Source organism: Halomonas sp. McD50-4, from assembly GCF_022348135.1.
Taxonomy (GTDB): Bacteria; Pseudomonadota; Gammaproteobacteria; order Pseudomonadales; family Halomonadaceae; genus Vreelandella; species Vreelandella piezotolerans.
This window is the reverse complement of the sequence record NZ_JAKRFG010000001.1, coordinates 312010-338430: the sequence shown is the minus strand read 5'-3', so window position 1 is coordinate 338430 and position 26421 is coordinate 312010. Positions and strand designations below refer to the sequence as shown.

Below are 26421 nucleotides of genomic sequence, written 5' to 3'. Positions count from 1 at the left end.
GGGCTGTCCGGTTGCCTTGCTCGTCGAGGCCTCTCTTCCATCGATACATTAGACTGCCATGAATAAAATAACGTATTTACCCGCCGTACTGCTGGTTGCGGGTGCGCTCGCTGGCTCGGCGGCTCACGCTCAAGAGCGGAACCTCACCCTGTCGCCTGGCTTCATGCCCGACCCCATGCAGCGCAGCTATGTATCAGGCGGTGGTCAAGACGCCAGCGGTATCTTTGGCACCGACATGCGTGGCGTAGGCTGTTCAGGCAGCATTTCACAAACGCCGGATCACATCATGACGCTGAACGACCGGTTCGATTTTTTGCAGATATGGAACCAGTCGGGAGCCGATACCACCTTGGTCATCGACGGCCCCGGGCGCTTTCTACTGTGTGACGACGACGGGGGAGAGGGTCTCAATGAGCGCATCGAGCACAGCGACTGGGTGCCGGGTGAGTACCGTATTTATGTCGGTAGCTATGGCGGCGGAGTTCATAACTATGACCTGTTCGTCAGCGAGCTGCCTGGCAGTCGCCTCGAGGGAGCGAGCGGGGGCTATGCCGATACCAGTGAAGATCGCCATCTAGCGATTTCACCCGGTTTCTCTCCCGATCCCTGGCGGGTCAGTTTCGTGTCTGGCGGCGCGCAGGAGGCCGCGAGCCAGTTTGGAACGGACATGCGCGGCAACCGCTGCCAAGGTAGCGTCGCCACCACGCCCGATCATCAAATGACGCTCAACGAGTCCTTCTCTTATCTGCAGCTTTGGACACTCGCCGATGGCGATACCACGCTGATCGTCGATGGCCCTGGCAAGTTCCTGCTGTGCGATGACGACGGCGGAATGGGCCTCAACGAGCACATCGAATACACGAATTGGCCCGCTGGTGACTACCAGATTTACGTAGGCAGCTACAGCGACGATTATTTGAACTACCAGCTCAGTATTTCCGAACTGGCGTCAGAGGGCCCCAGCCGCTAACTAAGCCGCGCCGGAAAGTCTGTCCGGCGCCACCCCATCACGCGCTTAGGGTGAGCGTAAAATCGCTCCAGGTGGGAGCGTGGTCGGACGGGCGCTCCATGGCGCGTAGCGGGTAATCGATACCTGCATCGGTCACGCACTCGGCCAGCGGCTTCGAGACCAGGATGTAGTCGATGCGCAGCCCTCGTTTGGGGGCGCGATCAAAGCCCTTGGAGCGGTAGTCGAACCAGCTAAACCACTCATCGTTGTCTGGATGGCACAGCCGATAGCTGTCGCTCAGCCCCCACGCTTTGATGCCTTCCAGCCACTCACGCTCGATGGGCTGAAAACTGGTTTTGCCTTCTCGAAGCCAACGTTTGCGGTTGGCTTCACCAATGCCGATGTCTTGGTCCTCAGGCGAGATATTGAAATCGCCCATGACCGCCAAGCGCTCGTTGGGAGCATGCTGGGTATTAAGCAGGTTGGCGAGCTGTCGATAAAAGCGCGCCTTGTGCGGAAACTTGGTAGGGTGATCGATACTTTCGCCTTGAGGGAAGTAGCCGTTCCATACCGTGACGGGTTTGCCGTCTTCCGCGAGCAATTTGACGCCAATCATGCGCCGCTGGGCATCGTCGTCGTCGTCGGGAAAGCCGTAATACACCGCTTGCGGCCGTTGACGGCATAAAAGTGCAACGCCGTAATGCCCTTTTTGGCCATAGTAAAAAACGTGATAGCCCATGGCTTCGACGTCAGCCGTGGGAAATTCACTGTCTTGCACTTTGGTTTCTTGAAGGCCGATGACATCGGGCTGCTGGGTGTCGATCAGCGCTTGAAGCTGGTGCAGTCGTGCTCGAATTCCGTTGATGTTGAACGAAACCAAACGCATCAAGACGGCTCTCCTGGTGAGTTGTCGCCCGCTTTGTCAGGATGGATGGCGATCGTTTGGCCACTTTGCTGGCGCGCCAGCTTGCGCACCGCCTGAAGCTTGCGCTGCTGCTGCTTTTTGGCGACGAAGCGGCGCGACGAGGTCACCTGATCAGGATTCTCATGGCGCCACTTTTTATAATCTTTGCGGCGACCAGTGCGGATCGTTACTTTATCCGCCAATGAACGAGTCTTTTTCTTACGCGTCATGTCGCGCTCCCTGGGTTAATGTAGGCCTTATTCTAACAGGCTAGTGTGCTCCTTCGACAGCAGGGCGCGCTCTTATCGCCAACCCCTGGTACAATGCGCACTTCGTGATGCCTAACATCCACAGCAATGGACAGATACACAGCCTATGAGCGAGTCGGAACAGACCACAGCATCGGCCCAGAACCGCAAGCCAAAACGTCGTCGTCGTAAACCGCGTCGTCGTCAGTCGAACTGGGATCTTCGTCAGTTTCAGGTGCCCGCCGTTGCCGGCAAGTGGCGCTTCCATGACTTTGATCTGCCGCTGCCTTTGATGCGTGCGATTCACGCCCAAGGGTTCGAGTACTGCACGCCTATCCAAGCGGAAGCACTGCGCCATACGCTGTTGGGAGGCGACATCGTCGGTAAAGCGCAGACGGGAACCGGTAAAACCGCCGCCTTTTTGATCTCCGTGTTGGCCTATTTTCTCGAAGAGCCCACACCGGAGGGCCAAAAGCCGGGGGCTCCCCGCGCGCTGATCATCGCGCCGACCCGTGAGCTGGCGCTGCAAATCGAGAAAGACGCCAAGGCGCTTGCGCGCTTTACTCAGCTTAATGTCGCCAGTGTCGTCGGCGGCATGGATTATCAAAAACAGCGCGATAGCCTGAGCAAGAAGATCGATATCCTGGTCGCCACGCCTGGGCGCCTGCTTGATTTTCATCAGAAGCGTGATATCGACCTCTCTGAAACCGAAGTGCTGGTGCTCGACGAAGCAGATCGTATGCTCTCCATGGGGTTCATCCCCGACGTGAAGCGGATCATTCGCTACACGCCAAAAAAAGAGGAGCGCCAGACGTTCCTGTTCTCGGCCACCTTCACCGACGATATTCTCAATCTGGCGAGTCAGTGGACGCTCGATCCGGCGCATGTCGAAATCGAAGTGACCGTTGAAAATCAGGCGGATATCGATCAGCGGGTCTATCTCGTCTCCGATGACGACAAGCAACGCCTGCTGGTCAAGCTACTGGAGCAGGAGAGCTTCGAGCGCGTTATGGTGTTCGGAAACCGCCGCGATCTCGTGCGTAAGTTGGATGACCTGCTGAAAAAAGCCGGTGTCAGTGCGGCCATGCTATCGGGTGATGTGCCGCAGAATCAGCGCATCAAGACGCTGGAAAGCTTCCGCGAAGGGGACGTGCAGGTGCTGGTGGCCACCGACGTGGCCGGCCGCGGAATTCATATCGAAGACGTGAGCCACGTGATCAACTATACCTTGCCAGAAGACCCGGAAGATTACGTTCATCGTATCGGACGTACCGGCCGTGCCGGGGCGAAAGGGGTGTCGATCAGCTTCGTCGGCGAAGAGGACGCTTTCTCGTTGCCTGAAATCGAGCGCTATATCAACGGTAAGTTGCCCTGCGAACACCCGCCGGAAGGCATGCTGTAACTCGGATGTTGAGTGACGCGCTAAAAAACGATATCCAGCAGGCTTACCGTAACGTGGTGGAGAAGCTCGAACTCACACCGCGTTACGGGCAGCGCTTGATGATCGCCGAAATCGCCCGAACCTTGGGCGACATCGAGTGCGATAGCGAGGGAAAGCGCGTTAGCGATAGCCACGTCTGCGTGCTGGAGGCCGGTACTGGCACGGGCAAAACACTGGCGTATCTCATTGCGGGGCTGCCCATCGCCAAGGCGCAGGGTAAGCGCTTGATCGTGTCCACGGCCACCGTGGCGCTTCAAGAGCAGGTACTCAACCAGGACTTGCCCTCACTGGCGAGCCATAGCGGGGTTGCCTTTCGCTACGCGTTAGCCAAAGGGCGTGGCCGTTACGTTTGCGTAGCGCGGTTGGATCAAGCGCTAGAAGGAAGTGAGCCCAACCCAACGCTTTCGCTATTCGAGCAGTCGTTGCAAGCCGATAGCAGCGACTTCAACGTGCTGGCCACCGATATGGCCGACGCTTACGGCAAGGGCGACTGGGAGGGCGACCGCGATACCTGGCCGGTGTCGATCGATGACTCGCACTGGCGACAGCTTACGGTCGACCATCGCCAGTGCACCGGTCGCCGGTGCGGCCATTTCGGTGCTTGTGCCTTTTTCCGCTCGCGACGAGAGCTGGAAAATGCCGACGTGATCGTTGCCAATCACGACCTCGTGCTGGCGGATCTAGCCCTGGGGGGCGGTGCGATTTTGCCGGACCCCGCCGACTGCATTTTTGTCTTCGACGAAGGCCACCACCTGCCGGACAAAGCGCTATCGCACTTTGCTCAACGTTTTGCCGTGCATGGTTGTCTACGCTGGTTGAAAACATTGAAAACCAGTCTGACGGACTTGCACCAGGGGCTGGCGGTTCAGCCTACCATCGCTCGGCTATTGGCAGGGTTGCCCGAATTGCTGCATGGCTTGGAGCCCGCGCTGGGCGATGTGTTTAGCATGGGGCATCAGCTTGCCGGGCGAGAAAACGGCCTTGCCGATGAAGAAGCCAGCCACCAGCAGCGTTTCGAGAAAGGCCAAGTGCCTGAGGCGCTGCGCGAACAGGCACAACAACTACTGGTCATGTTTGCCACGCTGTCGAGGAGCTTGGAGAGCATTAGCGATATCTTACGGGAAAGCCTCGATCCCGATAAGCAAACCGGCCTGGATCGGGAGCAGGCGGAAGCTTGGCTGCCGCTGATGGCGCTGCTGCATGGCCGCGCGCTGGAAGCCCACGCGCTTTGGCAGGCGTTCAGCGAGCAGGATGCTCCCAATGCGCCACCCAGTGCGCGCTGGTTAACGCTGAGCCGTGTGGCAGGGGAGCCGGAAATCGAGTTTTCGGCGAGTCCCGTCTCCGCCGCACATACCCTCGCCAAACATTTGTGGGGCCGCTGCCACGGGGCCGTGGTGACCTCCGCCACGCTAACGGCGCTAGGCCGCTTCGAGCGTCTGCAAGAGCGCGCCGGTTTGGCAAACCGCTACCGCTACCAGGCGCTGCCCAGTCCTTTCGACTACGCCAACGCAGTGCTGCGGGTGCCTGCCGAAGCCGCAGACCCCGGCGACCGAGAGGCGCACGAGCGGGCGATCGTGAGCTTTGTCTCGCAACTGGGAGAGGAGGAAGCAGTGCTGGTACTGTTCTCCTCGCGAGCTCAGCTGCGCGCGGTCGAAAAGGCGCTGCCCGTTGCGGCAAAAGAGCGCATCCTGGCTCAAGACGCACTGCCCAAGCGGGAGCTCATCGAGCGACACAGAGCAGCGGTGGATGGTGGCAAGGGGAGCGTGATTTTTGGCTTGGCGAGTTTTGCGGAGGGGATCGATTTGCCGGGAGATTACCTTACCCATGTCGTGATTACCCGGCTGCCGTTTGCCGTGCCCGATGACCCCGTAGGTGCAACGCTGGCCGAGTGGATCGAGAGTCAAGGCGGTAACCCCTTCATGCGCATCAGTGTGCCGGATGCCTCGATCAAGCTCGTGCAGGCCTGCGGTCGCTTGATCCGAAAAGAGAGTGATCGCGGAGTGATTACGCTGTTGGATCGCCGAGTGATCACACGGCGCTACGGTCAGGCGTTGTTAGATGCGCTGCCGCCTTTCAAGCGTGACATCCAAGCCTAGGGATTAGGCAACGTTAAATAGCGACAACCAAAATGCCCCGCCGTGCGGCAGGGCATTGTAGAGGGCGAGGCCGCGTTATTGAGCGGTGGCGCGCTTGGCCAGTACCGGGGCGAGTTTCTCGTTCATGCGCGTGAACGTCTCGACGGTCGTGTCCCAGTCGATGCAAGCGTCGGTGATTGAGACGCCGTACTGCAGTTGGTTCAAGTCTGCCGGTACTTTTTGGTTTCCCCAGCCAATGTTCGATTCCACCATCAAACCAATGATTGAGGTGTTGCCTTCTAAAATCTGATTGGTGACGTTTTCCAGCACCAGCGGCTGCAGGGCAGCGTCCTTGTTCGAGTTGGCGTGGGAACAGTCGATCATGATATTGGCTGAGAGGCCGGATTTTTTCAGCTCTTTCTCTGCCAGGGCGACGCTGACGCTATCATAGTTAGGCTTTCCGTTACCGCCGCGCAGCACCACATGGCCATAGCCATTGCCGCGGGTACGGATGATGGCCACTTGTCCCGCTTGGTTGATGCCCAAGAAGTTATGCGGATTTGCCACGGACTGCAGTGCATTGATCGCCACGTCCAGGCTTCCATCGGTACCGTTTTTGAACCCAACGGGACAAGAGAGGCCGGAAGCCATCTCGCGGTGCGTTTGGGACTCGGTCGTGCGCGCGCCAATCGCTGACCAGCTGATGCAGTCTTGCAGGTACTGAGGGGAGATCGGATCGAGCGCCTCGGTGGCCAACGGCAGGCCCATTTCCGCTAGGTCGACCAGCAGTTTGCGGGCAATGTGCAGGCCTTCGTCGATTTCGAAAGAGTCGTTCAGGTGAGGGTCGTTGATCAACCCTTTCCAGCCTACGGTCGTCCTCGGCTTTTCGAAATAGACGCGCATCACGATATATAGGCTATCGCTGACTTGTTCCGCTAGCGTGCGCAAACGGCGTGCATAATCCAGCGCGGCCTCGACATCGTGAATGGAGCAAGGGCCCACGACGACGAGCAAACGTGGGTCTTTACCATCCAGGATGTTTTGAATGGTCCGACGGCCCTCGATCACCGAGCGTTCGGCGCTTTCCGTGAGCGGGATGGTATTTTTCAATGCTTCGGGGGTGGTAAGAACATCCTGAGCGAGGACGTTGAGGTTACTAACCTGTTGATCTGACATCTTGCTACCTGTGCGTGCGCGATGGACGAAACGTGGTCACTACTATGGCGCGTCAGGGTGGTAAAAATCAATTGTTACGGAACTTTGCATTAAGGAAAAATGTCAGCCTCAGGGTTTCGAGAAAGGGGGTAAGCGCTTGATGCGCTGCTAAGAACGCGTAACACTAGACGGCATTGTCGCAAGCTGCCTTGCGCGCCACCACCGGCGGTAGGCCGAGATTGCTTGCTGATGTCCTCCATGAAAATTAATAGATGCCCAAGGGACGCTATGCTGCTTGCTGTGAAGGCCCGATTACTAGGGCGACAACGAAACAACGCTCGGCATCAAACGTGCGAGCCAAAGGAGCGTGTGAATGGGCACTCGTGAAACGGATCAACAGTTGGTTGAACGTGCTCAAAAAGGTGACACACGCGCTTTTGATCTACTGGTAAAGAAGTACCAGCATAAGATTATTGGGTTGATCGGGCGCTACGTGCATGACCACGCAGAAGTGCAGGACGTTGCGCAGGAAGCTTTCATTAAAGCCTATCGAGCACTGGGTAAGTTTCGAGCGGAAAGCGCGTTCTATACCTGGATGTATCGTATTGCCATCAACACGGCTAAAAACCATTTAGTGTCACGCGGTCGCAGACCGCCCGGTAGCGATTTAGATATCGTCGATGCTGAAATCGTCGATCAAAGCGGTCGTTTGGCGGATTCCGAATCACCTGAGGCATCCATCGCCCGCGACCAACTGGAAGCCGCCGTCTTCGAAGCGATCGAAAAGCTGCCAGATGATCTGCGCACGGCCATCACACTGCGCGAGCTGGACGGTTTGGCCTATGAAGACATCGCTCAAGTCATGCAGTGCCCGGTAGGCACCGTGCGTTCGCGTATCTTTCGTGCCAGGGAGGCAGTGGATGAGCACATTCGTCCGCTGGTCAGCACCGCACGTAACAGCCGAGATGAGTGATGTATGCCAGGTTGTTCATGTAGGCGGCGGTCACAAATACTTACGTTTTTGTATTTTTAGTGAACTGTCTCGCAAGTGAAGCGTCATAGAGGCTGTCTAGCATGTTCGAGTTGAACCGTTGACTGTCATGCATGAGCGATAAATGAGTCATTAGGTCTTGGCCTGCGAGGTTTTGCGGCTAAAACACGCATGAGCCGTGTGGTCGCTGAACGTCTCCTAACACAGTGTGAGGGTGTGAAGTATGAGTCAAAACACACGGGAATCACTTTCAGCATTGATGGACAACGAAAGTGATGAGCTTGAATTGCGCCGAGTGTTGAAATCACTGCCTGACGATGCCGATGCGGCAGAGACGTGGCGTCGCTACCACCTAGCGCGCAGCATGATGCAGCGGGAGCGCAGCGTGGATGTCAGCGTTGATCTCTCTGCTGGTATCATGGCGCGCCTCGAAGACGAGCCCGTGCCGTCCGTCGAGAGTGACGTTACGACTGTACCTGCCCGCACGGGAGGCATCTCCTTTGCCCGCGGCGCCGGGGTGGCGGCTGCCGTATCGCTCATGGTGATTACCGGCGTACAGTTCTTCAACGGTAACGGCTCCACCGGTACCGCCCAGCCAACAGGCAACACGGTGGCGTCGCAGTCTAACCCTGGGACGCAAGTGCAGCCAGTGAGTTTGAGTGCGGCTCAGCCTGCATCGATGGTTGCGTCAGACATGCCCATGTTCGAGCCAACCCCATTCCGGATTAGCGGACAATCGGGTAGCAGTGGTTTGATGAATATCAGTGAGACGGGGTTTTCAACGCCCGTGGCACCCCAGGGTATGATGGCGCAACAAGCAACGACCATCGATGTGGATCAACTTCGTATGCTGCAATCCTATCTTGAGCAGCATGCACAAGGCGCTGCGATTGGTGGTGGCGATAGCTGGACACCGCTGATGCGTTCATCAGTGACCGAGCCGTTAGGCCAGCGATAAATCGATAGCTAAGGTTGACCTTAATCGTTCTAAAGAGGCTGTTTGATCGGTATGGCGACTGCTAAGAAAAGCGTTTGGGGAGTGGCGCTGGCGCTCGGTATGGCTGGCGCTGGCCTCATTCCGACTCTGGCCCTCGCTGATGCGCAGCCGCCCATCGTTTGTTCGGCGCTTGACGACGAATCATCCCCTGACACCGCTTTGGCATGGTTAGCGCGCAGTATGGTGGCAGGGCACTGTTACGATTTTCAGGCCCGAGCCGTGACCATCGATGCGATAGGTGTCAGAACGTTGGCGCTCTCTCATCGTATTCGAGAAGGCGTGCGCCAGCAGGTCGTTCAGCACTTGGATGGACCGTCCGTGAGTGTCGAGAGACGTTCCATCGCAGGCTACATGGCACGCTTTACCCCAAACGAGGGCAAAGACCCAAGCGCCTCTCAAGCTTGGGCTCAGCACATCGCTTCTTATTACGATGTCTCTTTGCAAGAAAACACCCGTGTGGCGGGGCGTGACGCAGTTGCACTTCGTTTTGTGCCACAAGACCAGCAGCGCTACCAGCATGCATGGTGGGTCGATAAATCAACGGGACTGTTACTCAAGCATGTCTTGAGCGACCATCAAGATCGCGTGTTAGAAACCTTCCAGATTACCCAACTGCAATCTCCTGTGCTTTATGAGGGGCACGTTGCCAGCGACGTGACCACCGAACGGTCTTCTTTCTCATGGCGGGTAGACTGGTTGCCTGAAGGGTTTATTGCTCAGCCACAAGAGCCGGGTCAGTCAGCAGAGAATCAGCAGGTTTTTAGTGATGGTCTAGCGGCGGTGAGCCTCTTCGTCACTCCGGTCGAGCAACCCATGCTCGAAGAGGGCGTGCATCGATTAGGGGTATCGACTGCCGCCATTTCGATGCTGTCAGAGGGCGAGCAGCGCTGGCAACTGATTGGTATCGGTGAGCTTCCGCCGGCTACCTTGGAGCGTGTCGTGCAATCTGTGCGTATCGAGCCTCGATGATGACTATGTCGGACGCTGGATGTGGAGCGCTACTCAGAGTAGGTAAAGTAGCTGGTTACACCGATACCGGACTGATCGTTGATGTCTCGCTGAGCGGTGCTTGCCAGCGCTGTGCGGAGGGACGTGGTTGCGGGATGGGGCTCTTGGCGCGTCGCCAGCAGCAGCGAATTATCGTTTTTGCTTCTGCCCCTCGCCCCTCACTTCCGGCGGCTTATCCTCTGAACAGTGACGTCACTATTGCGCTACCCAAGCGTCAGTTGAACTATCTAACGCTTCTGATTTATGTCATTCCTTTGCTGTTAGCGTTATTGGTGGCAGGCGCTGCTTCGCTACTTGATGCGCGCGAATGGTTGAGCGTAGCGCTCTTCTTTAGCGCCTTGATGTGCAGCGTACTGGCCCTTAAATATCTACTGCGTGAGCGGATGGAACGCTTCCGTCCACGCTTGGTCAGTTAGTTGTTCCGTAGCTCGCTAAGAGTTGCACTCCCTTCGTTTCGTATCTGCTTGACTAGGAGCTGTTGCATGAAGCGCTTGGTTCTCCCCTCGACACTATGGCTCTGCTTGGTCGCGATGTTTCTGATCGGCCAAAATGCCTATGCGCAAACGCTGCCCGATTTCACTGAGTTGGTAGAAGACGCTGCACCAGGCGTCGTCAATATTTCCACCAGTCGAACGGTGCAGCGCAGCCCAGCCCTCCAAGGGTTTGGCAATCAGGAAATTCCCGAAATTTTCCGCCACTTCTTTGGCGATAGCTTTCCAACACCTCCCGGTGGTGGAGGCGGTAGCCGTAGCCAAGAGCGACAGTCGCTTGGTTCTGGGTTCATCATCAGTGCCGATGGTTATGTGATGACCAACGCACACGTAGTGCAGGACGCCGATGAAATTCTGGTGCGTCTCAATGACCGCCGTGAACTACCCGCTGAATTGATTGGTAGTGATGCACAAACCGACGTGGCACTGCTGAAAATCGATGCCAACAACCTGCCAGTGCTCAATTTGGGCGATTCCGACGAGCTGAAAGTGGGGGCTTGGGTCGCTGCCATTGGTTCTCCCTTTGGTTTCGATCACTCGGTGACGGCGGGTATCGTCAGTGCGATCAACCGCACGCTACCTCGTGATGCTTATGTACCGTTCATCCAAACCGACGTGGCCATCAACCCGGGTAACTCCGGCGGCCCGCTGTTTAATCTGGAAGGCGAAGTCATCGGTATCAATTCGCAAATCTTTACCCGCAGCGGTGGCTTTATGGGCCTCTCGTTTGCCATCCCAATCAACGTGGCGATGGACGTGGCAGATCAGCTCCGTGAAGATGGCCGTGTAAATCGTGGGTGGTTGGGCGTGATGATCCAGCCGGTGTCGCAGGATCTAGCCGAGTCTTTCGGTATGAGCGAAGCGGTTGGTGCTCTGGTTGCCGATTTAGATCCCGAAGGCCCTGCGGCTCAGGGCGGCTTGCAAGCCGGTGACGTCATCATCGAAGTCAACGGTGAAGAAGTGGATCGCTCCAGCACCTTGCCGCGGCTGATCGGTCGCGTTGCACCCGGTAACGATGTCGAATTGACGCTGATGCGAGATGGCGAGCAGGTGTCGGAAACCGTTGAGCTGGGTAGCTGGCCAGATATGGCGTCATCCGCCTCGGCATCGGGCAGCGATAACCAAGTGCGGTTAGGCGTCGCCGTTGCCGAAGTCGATCAAGCAACGCGTGAGCGTTTGGGGATCAGTGGCGGCGTCGAAGTACGCCAGGTCGAACCGGATAGCGTTGCGGCGCAGGCAGGGCTGCGTGCTGGCGACATTTTGGTGAGTATTGACCACCGCAGTGTCTCTTCGGCGGACGAGCTGATGCAAATCGTCGAAGCGCTACCGAACGACCGAGCGATTCCCGTGCGTCTCTATCGCGACGGCCGCTCGCTGTTCGTTGCCCTTCGCCTCGATTAACCCAAGCGTCAATTCCCTCCAGTCCGGCGGTTCTCGCCGGACTGCTGTTCCTATCCCGCGCATATCGCTACAATAGCGCTTATCTTTTGACGAACTTTGGCAATGCAGTGGTGCGGTTTCCGTTTTTTCGCCCTTCGGCCCAGCGCCGCAACTCCCACGCTTGCGCACCAATAAGGTAGAACACACTCGATGTCTCATGACGTTTCCAGCGGAAAGCTCAAGCATATTCGCAATTTCTCCATCATTGCCCACATCGATCACGGTAAATCGACGCTGTCGGATCGTCTGATTCAAACCTGTGGTGGTTTGACCGAACGTGAGCTGAAAGAGCAAGTGCTCGACTCCATGGATATCGAGCGTGAACGGGGCATCACCATCAAAGCTCAGTCCGTCACGCTGGACTACACCGCTGCCGATGGCCAGGTGTACCAGCTCAACTTCATCGATACCCCTGGGCACGTCGACTTCTCCTACGAAGTGTCGCGTTCGCTCTATGCCTGCGAAGGGGCCCTGTTGGTCGTCGACGCGGCGCAGGGGGTGGAAGCGCAGTCGGTAGCTAACTGCTACACCGCCATCGAGCAGGGGCTGGAAGTACTACCCGTACTCAACAAGATCGATCTGCCGCAGGCCGACCCGGATCGCGTCGCCCAAGAGGTAGAGGAAATCATTGGCCTGGACGCCACTGACGCGTGCCAAGTGTCTGCAAAAAGCGGTATTGGCATCAACGAGCTGCTCGAACGGCTGGTGCGAGACATTCCGCCGCCTAAAGGTGATCCCGAAGCGCCCCTGCAAGCGCTGATCATCGACTCTTGGTTCGATAACTATCTGGGCGTCGTCTCGCTGGTGCGCTTATTCGACGGCACGCTGCGCAAAGGCGATAAGATCCGTATCAAGTCGACCGGACGCGACTGGAACGCCACCGAAGTAGGCATCTTCACACCGCTGCGCAAAGAGACCAACATTCTGCGCGCCGGTGAGGTCGGCTTCATCGTGGCCGGTATCAAAGAGATTCACGGCGCTCCGGTGGGGGATACCATTACCCATACCAAGACACCAGACGTACCACGTTTGCCGGGCTTTCAAAAAGTGAAGCCGCAGGTCTACGCCGGTATGTTCCCGGTCAGCGCCGACGATTACGAAGATTTCCGCGATGCCTTGGAAAAGCTGGCCCTCAATGATGCCTCTCTCGAGTACGAGCCGGAGAACTCCGATGCGCTGGGCTTTGGTTTCCGGGTGGGCTTCCTTGGTACGCTGCACATGGAGATCATCCAAGAGCGTCTGGAGCGCGAGTACGATCTAGATCTGCTCACCACGGCGCCGACGGTGGTTTACGAGCTCGCCATGAAGAACGGCGACATTCAGTACGTCTCCAACCCCTCCAAGCTACCCGATATGGCCGATGTCGAGCAGATGCGTGAGCCTATCGTGCGGGCCAGCATTCTGGTGCCTCAGGAGTTCGTTGGCAACGTGATCGCCGAGTGTGAACAGCGCCGCGGCACCCAGCTCGACATGCAGTTTCTGGGTAACCAGATCCAGCTCACCTACGAGCTGCCCATGTCGGAAGTAGTCATGGATTTCTTTGACCGTTTAAAATCCATCTCGCGTGGCTATGCGTCGCTCGAGTACAACTTCGAGCGCTTCGAGGCGGCAAAACTCGTGCGCTTGGATGTGCTGATCAACGGTGACAAAGTCGATGCGCTGGCGGTCATCATTCACCGCGACCATGCTCACTCCCGCGGCCGTTTGCTGGTGGAGAAAATGAAAGAGCTGATCCCCCGTCAAATGTTCGACGTGGCGATTCAGGCAGCGATTGGTGGCCAGGTCGTGGCCCGCTCGACGGTAAAAGCGCTACGTAAAAACGTCACGGCGAAATGTTACGGCGGCGACGTCAGCCGTAAGAAAAAGCTGCTCGAAAAACAGAAAGCCGGTAAGAAGCGGATGAAACAGGTGGGGCGTGTCGAAATTCCCCAGGATGCCTTCCTTGCTGTGCTCAAGGTAAACGACTAGGGATACGAACCCCACATGGATTTTTCACTGTTATTGGTACTTGCGGTCGCGCTCTCAGGGGCCATTTATCTGTTGGATGTGCTGGTGCTTCGGCCTAAGCGCCGTGAGCGCGTGGCAAAAGCAGAGTCGGCCACCATGGAAGGGCTGGATGCGCCGACGCGGGAGAAGCTCTTAAAAGAGCCTTGGCCGGTCGACTACTCGCGTTCTTTCTTTCCGGTGCTGTTGGTGGTGCTGGTGGTGCGCAGCTTCATCATCGAGCCATTTCAAATTCCCTCTGGCTCCATGAAGCCCACGTTGGAAGTCGGCGATTTCATTCTCGTCAATAAATTCGCCTACGGCCTACGTTTACCGGTCGTTCATCATCGTTTTTTGGAAGTAGACGATCCCGAGCGGGGCGATGTCATGGTGTTCCGTTTTCCTGAAGAGCCATCGGTGAACTTCATCAAACGCGTGGTGGGGCTGCCCGGCGACCGTATTCGCTATGAAGGTAAGCAGCTCTATGTCAATGGCGAGCCGGTCAGTAAGGCATTGATCGAAGAGGGGCCGATGCTTTCCCCTCAGCAGCTGTTGCTGGAGGAGGAGTTGGGTGACGTGAGTCACTTCATCTATAACAATCCCCGTGATCCAGGCCCGCAAATGCGTGAAGTGGTCGTACCGCAAGGCCACTATTTCATGATGGGCGATAACCGCGACCACTCCAACGATAGCCGCTACTGGGGCTTCGTGCCGGAAGAGAACATCGTCGGTCGCGCCTTTGCCGTGTGGATGCATTGGGATGGCGGGCTACCTAGCTTTACCAGCATACGGCGTATCGAATGAAGCAGTACCGTTTTCAAATCGTAAGTGTGGTTGTCTTAGTTAACGTCAATGACGTAGGAGCACTGTGAGTAATTCCTTAACCGCTTTTTGCCGACGAATCGGCCATACCTTTGGCGACCCAACGCTTTTGGAACTGGCCATGACTCATCGAAGCTACGGTGGTCGCAACAATGAGCGCCTGGAATTTCTGGGTGACTCCATCGTCAATTTCGTGATTGCCGAAGCGCTGTTTCAGCGCTTTCCCCAGGCGCGGGAAGGGCAGCTCTCGCGTTTGCGCGCCCGCTTGGTCAAGGGCCAAACCCTAGCGGAGCTGGCCCGAGAAATGGCCTTTGGCGAGTGCTTGAGGCTGGGGTCGGGAGAAATGAAGAGCGGCGGCCATCGCCGTGAATCGATTCTAGCGGATGCTGTAGAAGCCGTGATTGGCGCGATTTATCTAGACGCTGGAATGGATGCCGTGCGCGAGCGCGTACTCGCATGGTACGCCGACCGCCTGGAAAACATCTCGCTGCAAGATACTCAGAAAGATCCCAAAACACGCTTACAAGAGTTTTTGCAGTCGCGCCAAGCGGCGCTGCCACGTTATGAAGTGGTCTCTGTAAAGGGTGAGGCGCATGCCCAGACCTTTACCGTGGAGTGCTACATCGAGCTTTTAAGCGAGCATACCACGGGTAAAGGCCCCAGCCGCCGCCATGCCGAACAGCAGGCTGCGGAAGAAGCATTGTCCTATCTCGAGCAACCCCCTGGAGACAAATCATGAGCCAAACCTGCGGCTTCGTGGCCATCGTTGGCCGTCCCAACGTAGGCAAGTCAACCCTCATGAATCGGATTCTGGGGCAAAAAATCTCGATCACTTCTCGGCGACCGCAAACCACGCGCCACCAAGTGATGGGTATCAAAACCGTCGACGATACGCAGTTCATCTATGTCGACACGCCGGGCATGCACATCATGTCCAAGGATCGTAACAAGGCTATCAACCGCTTCATGAACCAAGCGGCGACCCAAGCACTGCGCGATGTCGACTGCGTGGTGTTCATCATCGACCGCACCCGTTGGACAGACGAAGACCAAGCCGTACTGAAGCGTCTAGAGCACGTGAAGGCGCCGGTCATTCTCGCGGTCAACAAGGTCGACCGTCTTCAAGACAAAGGCGATCTGCTGCCTTGGCTGGCCGATGTGGGCGCACGCCGTGAATTTGCCGCCGTGGTACCCATTTCTGCCAAGCATGGCACCCAAGTAGAAACCCTGGAAGAGGAAGTCGCCAAGCACCTGCCCGAGAGTATCCATTTCTTCCCGGAAGACCAGATCACCGATAAAAGCCTGCGTTTCATGGCGGCTGAACTAGTGCGTGAAAAAGTCATGCGTCAGCTCGGCGACGAGCTGCCCTACCAGATGACGGTCGAGATCGAAGAGTTCCGCGAGACCGAGCGGGTCACGCATATCAGCGCGCTGATTCTGGTAGAGCGTCAGGGGCAGAAGGTGATTTTGATTGGCGAGAACGGCGACCGAATCAAGAGCATTGGCCGCGAGGCGCGCCTGGACATGGAGCGCGCGCTGGGAACGAAAGTCATGCTCAACCTGTGGGTCAAGGTCAAGCGCGGCTGGTCCGACGACGAGCGGGCCCTGAAGAGCCTGGGTTACGATCTCGATTGAGTGGCTCCATGACCGCCGAGCCTGCGTTTTTGCTTCATCGCCGTGCCTACCGTGAAACCAGCGCGCTAGTCGATCTATTGACACTCGACCATGGCCGCATCCGTGCGGTAGCTCACGGGGGGCAGCGGCCCGGCTCGAAATCTCGTCAGCGGCTGCAACCCTTTACGCCGCTGTTCGTCTCCTGGCGCGGCGAACGAGAGCTGAAGCGACTGACGTTGATGGAGTCGCGTGGGCACACCGCGTTGCTGGCCGGCGAGGGGCTGCTATGTGGCCTGTACGCTAACGAAATTGCCACTCGCTTGCTGCCCCTTGAACTCGCGGCGACCGAAGTGTTTGCTTTTTACAGCGCGCTGCTGGAGGCACTGCCAGTGCCCGCCGAGCGCGGTCTGGCGCTCAGGCGCTACGAATGGGCGCTTCTGGACGTGCTCGAGGCCACGCCGCGCTTTAGCACCCCAGAGGGAGGTGCGCTGGACCCACATCAGCGCTACCGTTTCGAAGCCGACACTCGCGCGTTCGTTGCCGCACCTCAAGGCATCGAAGGACGTACCCTTCGCTTAATCGAACAGGGTGATTGGCAGCCAGCGGGCCTGGCCAATGCATTGAAAGCGGTCATGCGGGCAGCGCTGGCTCCTCACTTAGGAACTACCGCGCTGCGTTCCCGTGAATTGATGCTGGATTTGGCTCGCCGCCGTCATCGCTCTTGAGCCACCGTTACCACTGATCGCGATAGTGTTCTATCGCTGTTGATTGATTGGAGTCTCTGCATGCACCCCCCACGGATTTTACTCGGCGTAAACATCGATCATATCGCCACGCTGCGTCAGGCGCGTGGTACACGCTATCCCGACCCGGTGCAGGCAGCGCTGCTGGCCGAGGAGGCAGGAGCCGATGGCATTACCGTTCATTTGCGCGAAGACCGTCGCCATATTCAGCCCCGCGACGTGCGGCTCTTGGCCGAGGTGCTCAATACGCGCATGAACCTGGAAATGGCCGTCACCGAAGAAATGCTGGCGCTGGCAGAAGAGGTACGCCCGGCACACGTGTGTTTAGTGCCTGAAAAGCGCGAAGAGCTCACCACCGAAGGCGGCCTGGATGTGGTTGGCGGCTTCGATCAGATCGCTAGCGCCTGCCAGCGCTTAGCGGCGGCGGGGTGTGACGTGTCGCTATTCATCGACCCCGACGAATCACAGATCGATGCTGCCCATCGTGCCGGTGCGCCCACCATCGAGCTACACACTGGCGCTTACGCCGACGCCAAGCCGGGCAGTGCCGAGGCCAACGCCGAATATGATCGCCTTAGCGCGGCGGCGGTGTACGCGGTTTCACTAGGCTTGGTAGTCAATGCCGGACACGGTCTGCATTACCACAATGCGGAAGCGATTGCCGCACTGCCCGGCGTCAACGAGCTCAATATCGGTCATGCCATCATTGCCCGAGCACTCTTCGTTGGTTTGAAGGAAGCCGTTCAGGAGATGAAGCGTTTGATCATCGCGGGTCAGGAAGCGGGCTTGATGGCCGCCCTGGACGCCCACGAACATGACCACGATCACGGCAATGGTCACCACTGCTGCAGTCATTGATATGATCGTCGGAATTGGCTCGGACATTGCTCGGGTTGAACGCTTTCGTCAGGCCGTGACGCGTCACGGTCCTCGTTTTGCGCAGCGCATCTTAGGGCCAGACGAGCAGCGTGCATGGCAGTCGAAGGGGCAGGCGACGGCTTATTTGGCAAAACGCTTTGCGGCCAAGGAGGCCTTCGTTAAAGCGCTTGGGCTGGGGCTCCGCCAGGGCATGCAGTGGGGCGAGATACAGGTGCTCAACGATGCGCTGGGTAAGCCGAGCCTCAAGCTCAGCGGTGAAGCGCAGCGCCGATTTCTCGAAAGCGGCGCCACCGCCGCCCACATTACCTTAAGCGATGAAGCCGATTATGCCGTTGCTTTTGTCGTACTGGAGCGATGACGTCGGTCATCGCTTTTCGACCAGCGCAGCGCGCTCCTGGCTGAGTCTTTCCATGGCGGTGTAGAGCTCGTCCAGCAGCGTTACCACATGCCGCAGTCCGCTGGTGCGTAGCCGCGTTTCCAATGTTTCTACCAGTAGCGCAAGCTCCGGCGCACCGCAATATCGGCTAGCGCCATTCAAGCCGTGTACCCAATCCAGTAGTGTCGTCAAATCCTCCGCTGCAAACGCACGACGGATGTGTCGCTCGCTTTCGGGCAGGCTATCGATGAGCCGTACCAACTGCTGCTTGGCCAGCGTTTCTTTGCCACCGGCCAGTCGAGCACCCAGCGTCAGGTCGACGGCAGGCAGCGAGCTTGAGGGTTCGATAGGGGCTTGCAAGGCGCGAGTGGGCTCTGTCGACGCAGGCTTGGCTGCCACCCCTAAAAAGCGCTGGAGCAGCTGCTGTAGCTGAACATCGTCGATGGGCTTGACCATGACGTCGTCCAACCCCTCGGACAGCCACTGCTGGCGTTCCGCGCTCAACACGTGGGCCGTCACCGCAATGATGGGGCAGCGTGCCCAGCTATTGTTGATACGTCGCAAGGCTTGGGTCGTTTGAATGCCATCCATGCCGGGCATTCGAATGTCCATGAGCACCATGTCAGCGGTGGCATGTTTGGCAAACTCTAACGCCTCATGGCCGCTCTCGGCGAGTGCGATTTGCAGGGTATCGCTCTCCAGCATCGCTTTGAGCAGCTCACGATTGGGCGCATTATCGTCGACGATCAGAATCGTCAAGCGCGGGGCCGGTAGCGGTTTAGAAACGTTGGCGCTGGGCGCTGTTTGTGCCTGTGGCTGCAAGAGGTGGCGTAGCGTGGTGGCCAGCTGCGCTCGGGTAAATGGCTTGCACAGCATCTCACCACCGTGGGGAAGCTCCCAGGTGGGTAGATCGAAGCTGGTGGTATTGGCCAGCACCAGTACCGGACAAGGCGTCTGCTCAATGACCGACTGCCAGTAGCCTTTTCGCTCGTCGTTAAAATCCTCAGCCGAGAGGCAGAGAATCAGCAGTGACTCATTGCCTGCATCGATGAACGAGACAGGACGCGCTCCCCAGCGCTCTAACAGGTGCTCGAGCACGTTGCGGGTAGGAAGGTGCGGCTCGTGAAGTCGAATGATCGGGCCATCCAGGGTCAATTCTGGAGGGCGTTCATCGGCAAGATGCGCCAACAGCGGCAGAGTGAAAGAGAACGTCGAGCCTTTGCCTAGTTCACTATCGACGGTGATTTCACCGCCCATTCGTTGAATGAGTTGGCGGCAGATGGTCAGCCCAAGACCAGTGCCGCCAAATTGACGCGAATGGCTGGGCTCTGCCTGGGAGAAGGCACTAAAGAGCTGCTGCTGATGCTCTTCGCTCAACCCGATGCCCGTATCGCTGACGCTAATGTGCAGCACGACATGCTGCCCCTCTTGGTTCTCTAGCATCACGCGAACGATCACCTCCCCCTCGGTGGTGAACTTGATCGCATTGCCTAGCAAGTTGTTGAGCACCTGATGAATGCGCAGCGGATCGCCACAAAGCGGCGTGGGCACGTCGTCGTACACCATGGCGACCAAATGGAGCTGCTTGCGCTGCGCTTCCGGGGCATGTAGGCCTATGATCTCATCCACTAAAGCAACGATATCGACGTCCACCTCTTCCAGCGTAAGCCGGTCGGCTTCCAGTTTGGAGAAGTCCAAGACATCGTTCACCAGCATGAGCAGGTTGTCGCAGGCGCGACGAACGTGTTCTAGCCACTCTTTTTGACGGCTATCCAGCGAAGAGCGCCCGAGTAGGCGGCAGAAACCCACGATGCCATTGAGCGGCGTGCGGATTTCATGACTCATATTGGCTAGAAATTCGGATTTGACCGCGTTGGCCCGAAGTGCGCTGCGGTGGGCGAGGTCTAGCTTGATGTTCTGCTCTTCGATGGTTTCCATCGACTCTTGCAGCTCGCTGGTCGCCTGCTCGATTTGACTCTGCATATCTCGTTGAGCCTGTTGGAAATGCTCGGCCAGTCGATTGATGTGTTTGGCTAGCTGCTTGAATTCGGTGGGCTTGGCGTGGGACATCACGAGGCTGTAATCGCCACGGGACAAGCGATATAGGGCTTGGTTGGCCTCTTCGATAGGTCGGCTGGCGTAGCGGCTGATGGCAAAGGCCGCCAGGAATAGCAGCAGGCCGAGCAGCATGCCACCGAGGCTCAAGCTGGCGATCAAACGGTAGCGCTCGAGCGTTAGTGCGCGGATATCCATCTCGGCTTCCAACCAGCCGTTGGTAACAAGGCTGGTCCCACCCACCGCCTGACTGGTGATCGGTACCTGTAGGCGCCACGTGTCTTCCTCTTTGGCGATGACGGTCACGTCGGGCGCGTTCAGGCGCGGCGGAGGCGGCATCGAACGGCCCAGTACCAACAAGCGGTTGCCCTGCTCGTCGAACAGTGTCACCGCTCTTAGACCACGGTGCTCCAACAACTGACGGGCCAACGCTTCCAGTCGTGGCAAGTCGCCATCGGCCATGGCAGCCCCAAGGCTGGGAGCTAGCAATTCTCCAGCGCTGGTCAACCGATCTTCGAGCACGCTTCTACCGGTATGTTCATTTTGCAGGACCAGTAGAACGGCCATGACGGCATAGACCAGCAGAGGGAAACCAAGCAGAGCGAACAGCAGGCGCGTATTTAATGACATGAAAGAAGCTCGTCGAATCTGGAAGGTTGCCTGTCCACTCACAGGCAGCACCGATATAATGCAGCATAACGGTTACGATAAGGAGTGTCCGATGAATTATCCCACGCTCGAAGAGGTGGTGGGCAATACGCCCTTGGTGCGCCTTAAGCGCATCAGTGCTGGAAAGAACAACACGCTATTGGCCAAGCTGGAGGGGAATAACCCGGCCGGCTCGGTCAAGGACCGCCCGGCGCTTTCCATGCTCAGCGAAGCCGAAGCCCGCGGTGAGATCTCGCCGGGAGATACGCTCATCGAAGCGACCTCTGGAAATACCGGCATTGCACTTGCTATGGCAGCGGCCATCAAAGGGTACAACATGACGTTGGTCATGCCGGAAAACGCCTCCGCCGAGCGCAAGCAGGCCATGGCCGCTTACGGCGCCAAGCTGATCACGGCCAGTAAAGAGGGCGGTATGGAAGAAGCGCGGGACATCGCTGACGCCATGATCGCCCGGGGAGAAGGCAAACCACTGAACCAGTTTGCCAACCCGGATAACCCGCTGGCGCATTACCGTACCACCGGGCCGGAAGTGTGGCGGCAAACGGGCGGAGAGGTAACCCACTTCGTGAGTTCAATGGGAACCACCGGAACGATCATGGGCGTGTCGCGCTACCTGAAAGAGCAGAATAGTGCGATTCAAATCGTCGGTTTACAGCCCGCCGATGGGGCCAGTATTCCAGGCATCCGCCGCTGGCCACAGGAGTATCTGCCCGCCATATTCGAAGCGCCGCGGGTGGATATCACACTCGATATCAGTCAGCAGGAAGCCGAGACACACATGCGCCGTTTGGCCCGTGAAGAGGGCATTTTGGCGGGCGTGTCATCGGGTGGCAGCTTGGCAGGCGCCCTGCGTATTGCCGAGCAAACCGAAAATGCGGTCATCGTGTTCATTGTGTGTGACCGTGGCGATCGCTATCTCTCCACGGGCCTGTTCGCCCCGGAGGTATAGATGGCTATGTTGGGTAAGCGGCGGCCACCACGGCCCGCCTCGGGCCACTCTGGGTTGGCCCGCCAACCTTACAGCAACGGCGTGCCGACCAAGCAGCCTATCGGCATCGATGTCGGCGCGCCGCTGTCGATCGAGCGTTTGGCCCATGATGGGCGTGGCGTGGCCCATCACCCGGACGGTAAAACCGTGTTCGTCGATCGGGCGCTGCCTGGAGAGCAGGTCGAGGTGGCGGTACATGTCACGCGCAAGCGCTTCGACGAAGCGCACGTCAAAACGTTAGTAACCCGCTCTCCCCAGCGTGTAGAGCCGCCGTGCGCGCATTTCGGCCACTGTGGCGGATGTGATTTGCAGCACCTAGCGCTCGATGCACAGCGTGCCCATAAGCGTGAGGTCGTCAGTGAACTGATGGCCCGTCAAGGCGTGAGGCTATCGGCAGTGACGCCCATTAACGGGCAGTCCGAACACTATCGCCGACGGGCTCGTCTAGGCGTCAAGGTCGATGGTCAGGGTAACGTGCGCCTGGGATTTAGAGCAGCCAATAGCCATCGGTTGGTCGATATCGAACACTGCCATGTGTTGGTGCCGTCGCTAAAGGCGCTACTAGACCCGTTAAAACAGCTGCTTATCGAGTTGGATGCACCGCGCTCCATTGGCCATATCGAATTGCTCTCGACCCCTAAGGCCACGGTAGTGCTGGTGCGACAGCTCAAAGAGCAGCCTCAAGATAGGGGGCGCTGGCAATCCTTTGCAGATCAACACCACGTGCGTTTTGGCATATGGCTGGGCCGGGAGTCACCCTCGCTGCACTGGTATGGTGAGGTACCTGCACTAGAAGAGCGCTTCTCATTGAGCGCATTGGGCGTGACTGACTCACAGACCGCTAACGAACTGGTGCTGACGTTTGCCCCCGGCGATTTTTTACAAGTAAATGCCGAGGTCAACCAAAAGATGGTGGCGCAGGTGATAGCATGGTTGGCACCTGGACAAGGAGGGCGGCTGCTCGACCTGTTTGCCGGGATAGGGAACTTCAGCCTGCCGATAGCCGCTGCAGGAGCCAGCGTGCATGCCGTAGAGGGAAGCGCCGCCATGGTCGAGCGCTTGAAAGCCAATGCAGAGCTGAATCGACTGGTTGTGAGTGCCCAGCAGGCGGATCTCAATGAGTCGACGGCAGTCATGGCGCTGCTTGATGAACACCCGGTCGATGCGGTGGTACTCGACCCGCCGCGCAGCGGTGCTGAAGCCGTATGCCAAGCGCTAGGGCGTCGAAAAGTAGCGAAAATTGCCTATGTTTCCTGCGATCCGGCTACGCTGGCCAGGGATGCGGCACACCTTGTGCATGCAGGTTATCGCGTCGAGCACGTCGCCGTCGCGGATATGTTTCTGCACACTGCCCACATGGAAACGCTGATGCTGTTTGAATACGCGGGCTAGTCTGCCCTTTGCAGCAAGCATTGGTGGCGGCGGTGTGGAGGCCGTCACCCAGAAAGGATGAGTGAACGTCATGGTGAAAGTGCGTGAAGACCAACCGCTGACAGAAAGCGGAAAGGTGGACATACAACAATGGTTAACGCGCCTTCAAGAAGATGTGCGCCTACGCGAACCCGAACGCTTATTGGAAGCCTGTGAGCTGGCCGAGCAGTTGGAGCGAGAAGCACCGCGTACGCATCGCGTGTGGCTATCGCCGGGCTCTAGCTTCCGTATGGGCCTCGAGATGGCGGATATCCTCGCCGATCTCAAACTCGATCAGGCCACGCTGGAAGCCGCCGTTCTCTACCGCGCCGTGCGGGAAGGGTTGTTGAGTTTAGAAGGTGTCAGCAAGCGCTTTGGAGAGGAGGTCGCCAAGCTGATCGACGGTGTGCTGCAAATGGCCGCCATCAGCTACCCATTGGCACCTAACCATGGCATGAGCCAGCACAACCAGCAGGAAAACCTGCGCAAAATGCTGGTGAACATGGTCGGTGACGTACGCGTTGCGCTGATCAAAATTGCCGAGCGTACCTGTGCGCTACGTCAAGTCAAAGATGCGCCCCGTGAGAAATGCCTGCAAGTTGCGCGGGAAGTGGCCGATATCTATGCGCCGCTGGCTCACCGACTGGGCATTGGTCAGATCAAGTGGGAGCTTGAAGACCTGTCGTTCCGTTATCTACATGAAGAGGATTACAAGGCCATCGCCAAACTCTTGGCGGAAAAGCGCTTGGATCGCGACCGATACATTCACGACGTGGTGGAAACCCTTAAAGGCTTGATGGAGGCTCAGCATATTCACCGCTACGACGTGAGCGGGCGAGCTAAGCATATCTACTCCATTTGGCGCAAAATGAAGCGCAAGCGGATCGATTTTTCCCAGGTACACGACGTACGCGCCGTGCGTATTTTGGTGCCTGAAGTCACCGACTGCTACACCGTACTGGGTATCGTCCACTCTCGCTGGCACCATGTGCCCAACGAGTTCGACGACTATATCGCCAACCCCAAGAAAAACGGCTATCAATCGCTGCATACGGCCGTCATGGGGCCGGATAACAAGGTGCTGGAAATACAGATTCGCACCTTCTCCATGCACGATGAAGCCGAGCTGGGCGTGTGTGCCCACTGGCGCTATAAAGGCCACGACACCAACGCTAAAAGTCGCAGTTACGAGGATAAGATCGCTTGGCTGCGCCAAGTATTGGAGTGGCAGGACGAAGTGGGAGGGTTTGGCGACCTGCGCGAAGGGCTCTCCAGCGATGTTGCCCCAGACCGCATTTACGTGTTCACGCCAGATGGGCACGTCATCGACCTACCGCGCATCGCGACACCCATCGACTTTGCTTATCGGGTTCACACCGAGATTGGCCATCTTTGCCGGGGAGCCAAGGTCAATGGTCGAATAGTGCCTCTGACCTACAAACTCAAGACGGGCCAGCAGATTGAGATTTTGACCGCCACCAAAGGTGGCCCCAGCCGCGATTGGCTCAATCCCAGTCTTGGCTATGTACGCACGTCGCGAGCGCGTGCCAAGATTCAAGCGTGGTTCAAGCATCAGGCCCGTGACCAGAATTTGGACGAAGGGCGCACGCTCTTTGAGCGCGAAATGCGGCGTCTGGATGTGGAAGGGCTGGATCTGGCCAAGCTCGCCAAAGCCGTCAACTACCAAAATGCCGACGACATGTACGCGGCGTTGGGCGCGGGCGACCTACGTATCGGTCAAGTGCTGCATCAGGCGCAGCAACTGTTTGGTGAAACCGACGACCAAGAGCAGCTCGATCGCCTGCTAGCCAAACCCCGCCGCCAGCCCAGCAAGGCGACTCAAAGCGACATCACCGTGCTGGGCGTGGGCAACCTGAAAACCAGCATGGCCAACTGTTGCCGCCCTGTGCCCGGCGAGCCGATCGTCGGCTTCATTACCCAGGGGCGTGGCGTCACCGTGCACCGCCAGGACTGTCCCAACATTCTCCAATTGCGCATGGAAGAGCCCCAGCGCATTATCGAAGTGGAGTGGGGCGAGCGGGCCCACACCCGCTACCCGGTGACCATCGAGATCCAAGCCTGGGACCGCTCCGGCCTGCTGCGCGATGTGACCGGTCTCTTGGGTAATGAAAAGGTCAATGTGCTAGCGGTCAATACGCTCACGGATACCGACGAGGGCGTCGCCCGACTGCGGATTACCCTGGAAGTGGACGGGCTGGAGTCGCTCGGCAGACTCTTTTCACGTATCCAACAACTGCCCAATGTCACCGAAGTGCGCCGTTTGCGTAACGCCGATCCCGAGAAAAGTGCCCGTAAAGGAGGGGCCTGATGCGTCATACCCTGGAGGATTTGCTCACCCTAATGGCCGTGCTGCGCGATCGGGAGCAGGGCTGTCCGTGGGACGTCAAGCAGGATTGGGACAGCATCGTGCCCCACACGCTGGAAGAGGCTTACGAAGTGGCCGACGCCATCGAGCGTCGCGCCTTCGACGAACTGCCCGGCGAGCTCGGCGACCTGCTTTTTCAAGTGGTCTATTACGCCCAATTTGGCGCAGAAGAGCAGCGCTTCGATTTTCACGATATCGTCGATACGCTGACCGCCAAGATGCTGCGCCGTCATCCCCATGTGTTCCCAGACGGCACGCTGGCGTCACGCCGCCCGACCGGCGTGAGTGCCGATGAAGTAAAAACCCAACAGGTGAATAGCCGCTGGGAATCGCTGAAGGCGGACGAACGCGCCGAGCGCGCCAACCAAGCCCCATCGGTACTGGATGACGTGCCAAGAACGCTACCCGCTCTTAGCCGCGCGGCCAAGCTCTCCAAACGCGCTGCGCGAGTAGGCTTTGACTGGCCCGACGCCGAAGGCGTGCTGGCCAAAATTCGTGAAGAGCTTGAAGAAGTTGAAGAGGCGCTGGCGGCGGGGGATCGACAGCACGCCCAGGAAGAGGTCGGCGACCTGCTGTTTGCCGTCACCAATTTGGCGCGCACGTTGGGTACCGATCCCGAACAGTGCTTGCGCCGTACCAATGCAAAATTCGAACGTCGCTTTCGCTTTGTCGAGCGCGCGCTTGCTGAATCAGAGCGCCCTCTGAACGAGGCCTCGCTGGATGAGATGGAAAGTCACTGGCAAGCCGCGAAAGCACAAGAACAACACTAATGTCACAACCTATCAACGCGACCCCGC

23 protein-coding genes are annotated in these 26421 nt (G+C 58.0%); 19 read left to right on the top strand and 4 right to left on the bottom strand.

The genetic code is table 11. From position 1 onward, the window contains the following. Positions 1-58: 58 nt before the first annotated feature. On the top strand, positions 59-970 hold the full coding sequence (locus tag MHM85_RS01605; protein WP_219861068.1) for a hypothetical protein: 912 nt from the start codon (positions 59-61) through the stop codon (positions 968-970). Between the two features lie 37 nt (positions 971-1007). Here the strand turns inward: MHM85_RS01605 and xthA are convergent, their stop codons facing one another. Further along, complete coding sequence (gene xthA / locus MHM85_RS01600; RefSeq protein WP_219863865.1) at positions 1008-1835, bottom strand: exodeoxyribonuclease III; 828 nt, start codon at positions 1833-1835, stop codon at positions 1008-1010. Next, a complete protein-coding gene (locus tag MHM85_RS01595) occupies positions 1835-2083 on the bottom strand; it encodes a hypothetical protein (RefSeq protein WP_153843672.1) in 249 nt (82 codons plus the stop codon). The genes xthA and MHM85_RS01595 overlap by 1 nt, the downstream gene beginning before the upstream one ends. 145 nt (positions 2084-2228) lie before the next feature. Here MHM85_RS01595 and rhlB point away from each other — a divergent pair, with 145 nt between their 5' ends. After that, the gene (gene rhlB, locus MHM85_RS01590) at positions 2229-3503 is read left to right on the top strand and encodes an ATP-dependent RNA helicase RhlB (RefSeq protein WP_219861067.1); all 1275 of its coding nucleotides are present in this window, start codon (positions 2229-2231) and stop codon (positions 3501-3503) included. Between the two features lie 5 nt (positions 3504-3508). Then, positions 3509-5638, top strand: coding sequence for an ATP-dependent DNA helicase DinG (dinG, locus tag MHM85_RS01585; RefSeq protein ID WP_219861066.1), 2130 nt, complete (start codon positions 3509-3511; stop codon positions 5636-5638). Between the two features lie 75 nt (positions 5639-5713). On the opposite strand, the gene MHM85_RS01580 is transcribed toward dinG, so the two are convergent. Beyond that, positions 5714-6793, bottom strand: a complete 1080-nt coding sequence (locus tag MHM85_RS01580; RefSeq protein WP_219861065.1) for a 3-deoxy-7-phosphoheptulonate synthase — start codon at positions 6791-6793, stop codon at positions 5714-5716. 352 nt (positions 6794-7145) lie between these two features. On the opposite strand from MHM85_RS01580, the gene rpoE reads away from it, so the two are divergent. The 12 genes from rpoE to acpS all read left to right on the top strand — a co-directional run bounded on the left by rpoE (position 7146) and on the right by acpS (position 18098). After that, positions 7146-7745: an RNA polymerase sigma factor RpoE gene (gene rpoE / locus MHM85_RS01575; RefSeq protein WP_139527280.1), complete on the top strand. Its 600-nt coding sequence runs from the start codon at positions 7146-7148 to the stop codon at positions 7743-7745. A gap of 241 nt (positions 7746-7986) precedes the next feature. Then, the gene (locus MHM85_RS01570; protein ID WP_219861064.1) at positions 7987-8721 is read left to right on the top strand and encodes a sigma-E factor negative regulatory protein; all 735 of its coding nucleotides are present in this window, start codon (positions 7987-7989) and stop codon (positions 8719-8721) included. A 51-nt stretch (positions 8722-8772) separates the two neighbouring features. Beyond that, the gene (locus MHM85_RS01565; protein WP_239283896.1) at positions 8773-9729 is read left to right on the top strand and encodes a MucB/RseB C-terminal domain-containing protein; all 957 of its coding nucleotides are present in this window, start codon (positions 8773-8775) and stop codon (positions 9727-9729) included. Next, positions 9726-10184, top strand: coding sequence for a SoxR reducing system RseC family protein (locus MHM85_RS01560; RefSeq protein WP_231125637.1), 459 nt, complete (start codon positions 9726-9728; stop codon positions 10182-10184). The genes MHM85_RS01565 and MHM85_RS01560 overlap by 4 nt, the downstream gene beginning before the upstream one ends. Positions 10185-10250: 66 nt before the next feature. Continuing rightward, positions 10251-11660, top strand: a complete 1410-nt coding sequence (locus tag MHM85_RS01555; protein ID WP_139527282.1) for a DegQ family serine endoprotease — start codon at positions 10251-10253, stop codon at positions 11658-11660. A 189-nt stretch (positions 11661-11849) separates the two neighbouring features. After that, positions 11850-13667, top strand: a complete 1818-nt coding sequence (gene lepA, locus MHM85_RS01550; RefSeq protein ID WP_153843674.1) for a translation elongation factor 4 — start codon at positions 11850-11852, stop codon at positions 13665-13667. 15 nt (positions 13668-13682) lie between these two features. Continuing rightward, positions 13683-14486, top strand: a complete 804-nt coding sequence (gene lepB / locus MHM85_RS01545; protein WP_153843675.1) for a signal peptidase I — start codon at positions 13683-13685, stop codon at positions 14484-14486. A gap of 64 nt (positions 14487-14550) precedes the next feature. Further along, on the top strand, positions 14551-15243 hold the full coding sequence (gene rnc / locus MHM85_RS01540) for a ribonuclease III (RefSeq protein WP_139527285.1): 693 nt from the start codon (positions 14551-14553) through the stop codon (positions 15241-15243). Then, entirely contained in the window at positions 15240-16139 is a 900-nt protein-coding gene (era, locus tag MHM85_RS01535) for a GTPase Era (protein ID WP_139527286.1), read from the top strand. The genes rnc and era overlap by 4 nt, the downstream gene beginning before the upstream one ends. An 8-nt stretch (positions 16140-16147) precedes the next feature. Further along, a complete protein-coding gene (gene recO / locus MHM85_RS01530) occupies positions 16148-16843 on the top strand; it encodes a DNA repair protein RecO (RefSeq protein WP_139527287.1) in 696 nt (231 codons plus the stop codon). 60 nt (positions 16844-16903) lie between these two features. Then, positions 16904-17719 carry a pyridoxine 5'-phosphate synthase gene (gene pdxJ, locus MHM85_RS01525; protein ID WP_239283878.1) on the top strand — a complete coding sequence of 272 codons (816 nt, stop codon included), beginning with the start codon at positions 16904-16906 and terminating at the stop codon, positions 17717-17719. A gap of 1 nt (position 17720) precedes the next feature. Then, positions 17721-18098: a holo-ACP synthase gene (acpS, locus tag MHM85_RS01520; protein WP_139527730.1), complete on the top strand. Its 378-nt coding sequence runs from the start codon at positions 17721-17723 to the stop codon at positions 18096-18098. A 6-nt stretch (positions 18099-18104) separates the two neighbouring features. Here the strand turns inward: acpS and MHM85_RS01515 are convergent, their stop codons facing one another. Continuing rightward, a complete protein-coding gene (locus MHM85_RS01515) occupies positions 18105-20801 on the bottom strand; it encodes an ATP-binding protein (RefSeq protein ID WP_239283867.1) in 2697 nt (898 codons plus the stop codon). Between the two features lie 91 nt (positions 20802-20892). Here MHM85_RS01515 and cysM point away from each other — a divergent pair, with 91 nt between their 5' ends. From cysM to mazG, 4 genes are all read left to right on the top strand, one after another. Further along, entirely contained in the window at positions 20893-21789 is an 897-nt protein-coding gene (gene cysM / locus MHM85_RS01510; protein WP_139527290.1) for a cysteine synthase CysM, read from the top strand. Continuing rightward, on the top strand, positions 21790-23220 hold the full coding sequence (gene rlmD, locus MHM85_RS01505; RefSeq protein ID WP_239283832.1) for a 23S rRNA (uracil(1939)-C(5))-methyltransferase RlmD: 1431 nt from the start codon (positions 21790-21792) through the stop codon (positions 23218-23220). A 70-nt stretch (positions 23221-23290) separates the two neighbouring features. After that, positions 23291-25567 (top strand): GTP diphosphokinase, encoded by a 2277-nt coding sequence (gene relA / locus MHM85_RS01500; RefSeq protein WP_239283822.1) that lies wholly within the window; start codon positions 23291-23293, stop codon positions 25565-25567. Next, the gene (gene mazG / locus MHM85_RS01495) at positions 25567-26394 is read left to right on the top strand and encodes a nucleoside triphosphate pyrophosphohydrolase (protein WP_239283804.1); all 828 of its coding nucleotides are present in this window, start codon (positions 25567-25569) and stop codon (positions 26392-26394) included. Before relA ends, mazG begins: the two co-directional genes overlap by 1 nt. The last annotated feature ends 27 nt before the right edge of the window (positions 26395-26421 follow it).

Coding starts and splice junctions, on each gene's coding strand:
- rlmD (WP_239283832.1), top strand. CDS start 21,790: ATGGCTATGTTGGGTAAGCGGCGGCCACCACGGCCCGCCTCGGGCCAC.
- era (WP_139527286.1), top strand. CDS start 15,240: ATGAGCCAAACCTGCGGCTTCGTGGCCATCGTTGGCCGTCCCAACGTA.
- MHM85_RS01605 (WP_219861068.1), top strand. CDS start 59: ATGAATAAAATAACGTATTTACCCGCCGTACTGCTGGTTGCGGGTGCG.
- MHM85_RS01560 (WP_231125637.1), top strand. CDS start 9,726: ATGATGACTATGTCGGACGCTGGATGTGGAGCGCTACTCAGAGTAGGT.
- MHM85_RS01570 (WP_219861064.1), top strand. CDS start 7,987: ATGAGTCAAAACACACGGGAATCACTTTCAGCATTGATGGACAACGAA.
- rhlB (WP_219861067.1), top strand. CDS start 2,229: ATGAGCGAGTCGGAACAGACCACAGCATCGGCCCAGAACCGCAAGCCA.
- cysM (WP_139527290.1), top strand. CDS start 20,893: ATGAATTATCCCACGCTCGAAGAGGTGGTGGGCAATACGCCCTTGGTG.
- MHM85_RS01565 (WP_239283896.1), top strand. CDS start 8,773: ATGGCGACTGCTAAGAAAAGCGTTTGGGGAGTGGCGCTGGCGCTCGGT.
- MHM85_RS01580 (WP_219861065.1), bottom strand. CDS start 6,793: ATGTCAGATCAACAGGTTAGTAACCTCAACGTCCTCGCTCAGGATGTT.
- mazG (WP_239283804.1), top strand. CDS start 25,567: ATGCGTCATACCCTGGAGGATTTGCTCACCCTAATGGCCGTGCTGCGC.
- xthA (WP_219863865.1), bottom strand. CDS start 1,835: ATGCGTTTGGTTTCGTTCAACATCAACGGAATTCGAGCACGACTGCAC.
- MHM85_RS01555 (WP_139527282.1), top strand. CDS start 10,251: ATGAAGCGCTTGGTTCTCCCCTCGACACTATGGCTCTGCTTGGTCGCG.
- acpS (WP_139527730.1), top strand. CDS start 17,721: ATGATCGTCGGAATTGGCTCGGACATTGCTCGGGTTGAACGCTTTCGT.
- rpoE (WP_139527280.1), top strand. CDS start 7,146: ATGGGCACTCGTGAAACGGATCAACAGTTGGTTGAACGTGCTCAAAAA.
- MHM85_RS01595 (WP_153843672.1), bottom strand. CDS start 2,083: ATGACGCGTAAGAAAAAGACTCGTTCATTGGCGGATAAAGTAACGATC.
- dinG (WP_219861066.1), top strand. CDS start 3,509: ATGTTGAGTGACGCGCTAAAAAACGATATCCAGCAGGCTTACCGTAAC.
- pdxJ (WP_239283878.1), top strand. CDS start 16,904: ATGCACCCCCCACGGATTTTACTCGGCGTAAACATCGATCATATCGCC.
- lepB (WP_153843675.1), top strand. CDS start 13,683: ATGGATTTTTCACTGTTATTGGTACTTGCGGTCGCGCTCTCAGGGGCC.
- recO (WP_139527287.1), top strand. CDS start 16,148: ATGACCGCCGAGCCTGCGTTTTTGCTTCATCGCCGTGCCTACCGTGAA.
- relA (WP_239283822.1), top strand. CDS start 23,291: ATGGTGAAAGTGCGTGAAGACCAACCGCTGACAGAAAGCGGAAAGGTG.
- MHM85_RS01515 (WP_239283867.1), bottom strand. CDS start 20,801: ATGTCATTAAATACGCGCCTGCTGTTCGCTCTGCTTGGTTTCCCTCTG.
- lepA (WP_153843674.1), top strand. CDS start 11,850: ATGTCTCATGACGTTTCCAGCGGAAAGCTCAAGCATATTCGCAATTTC.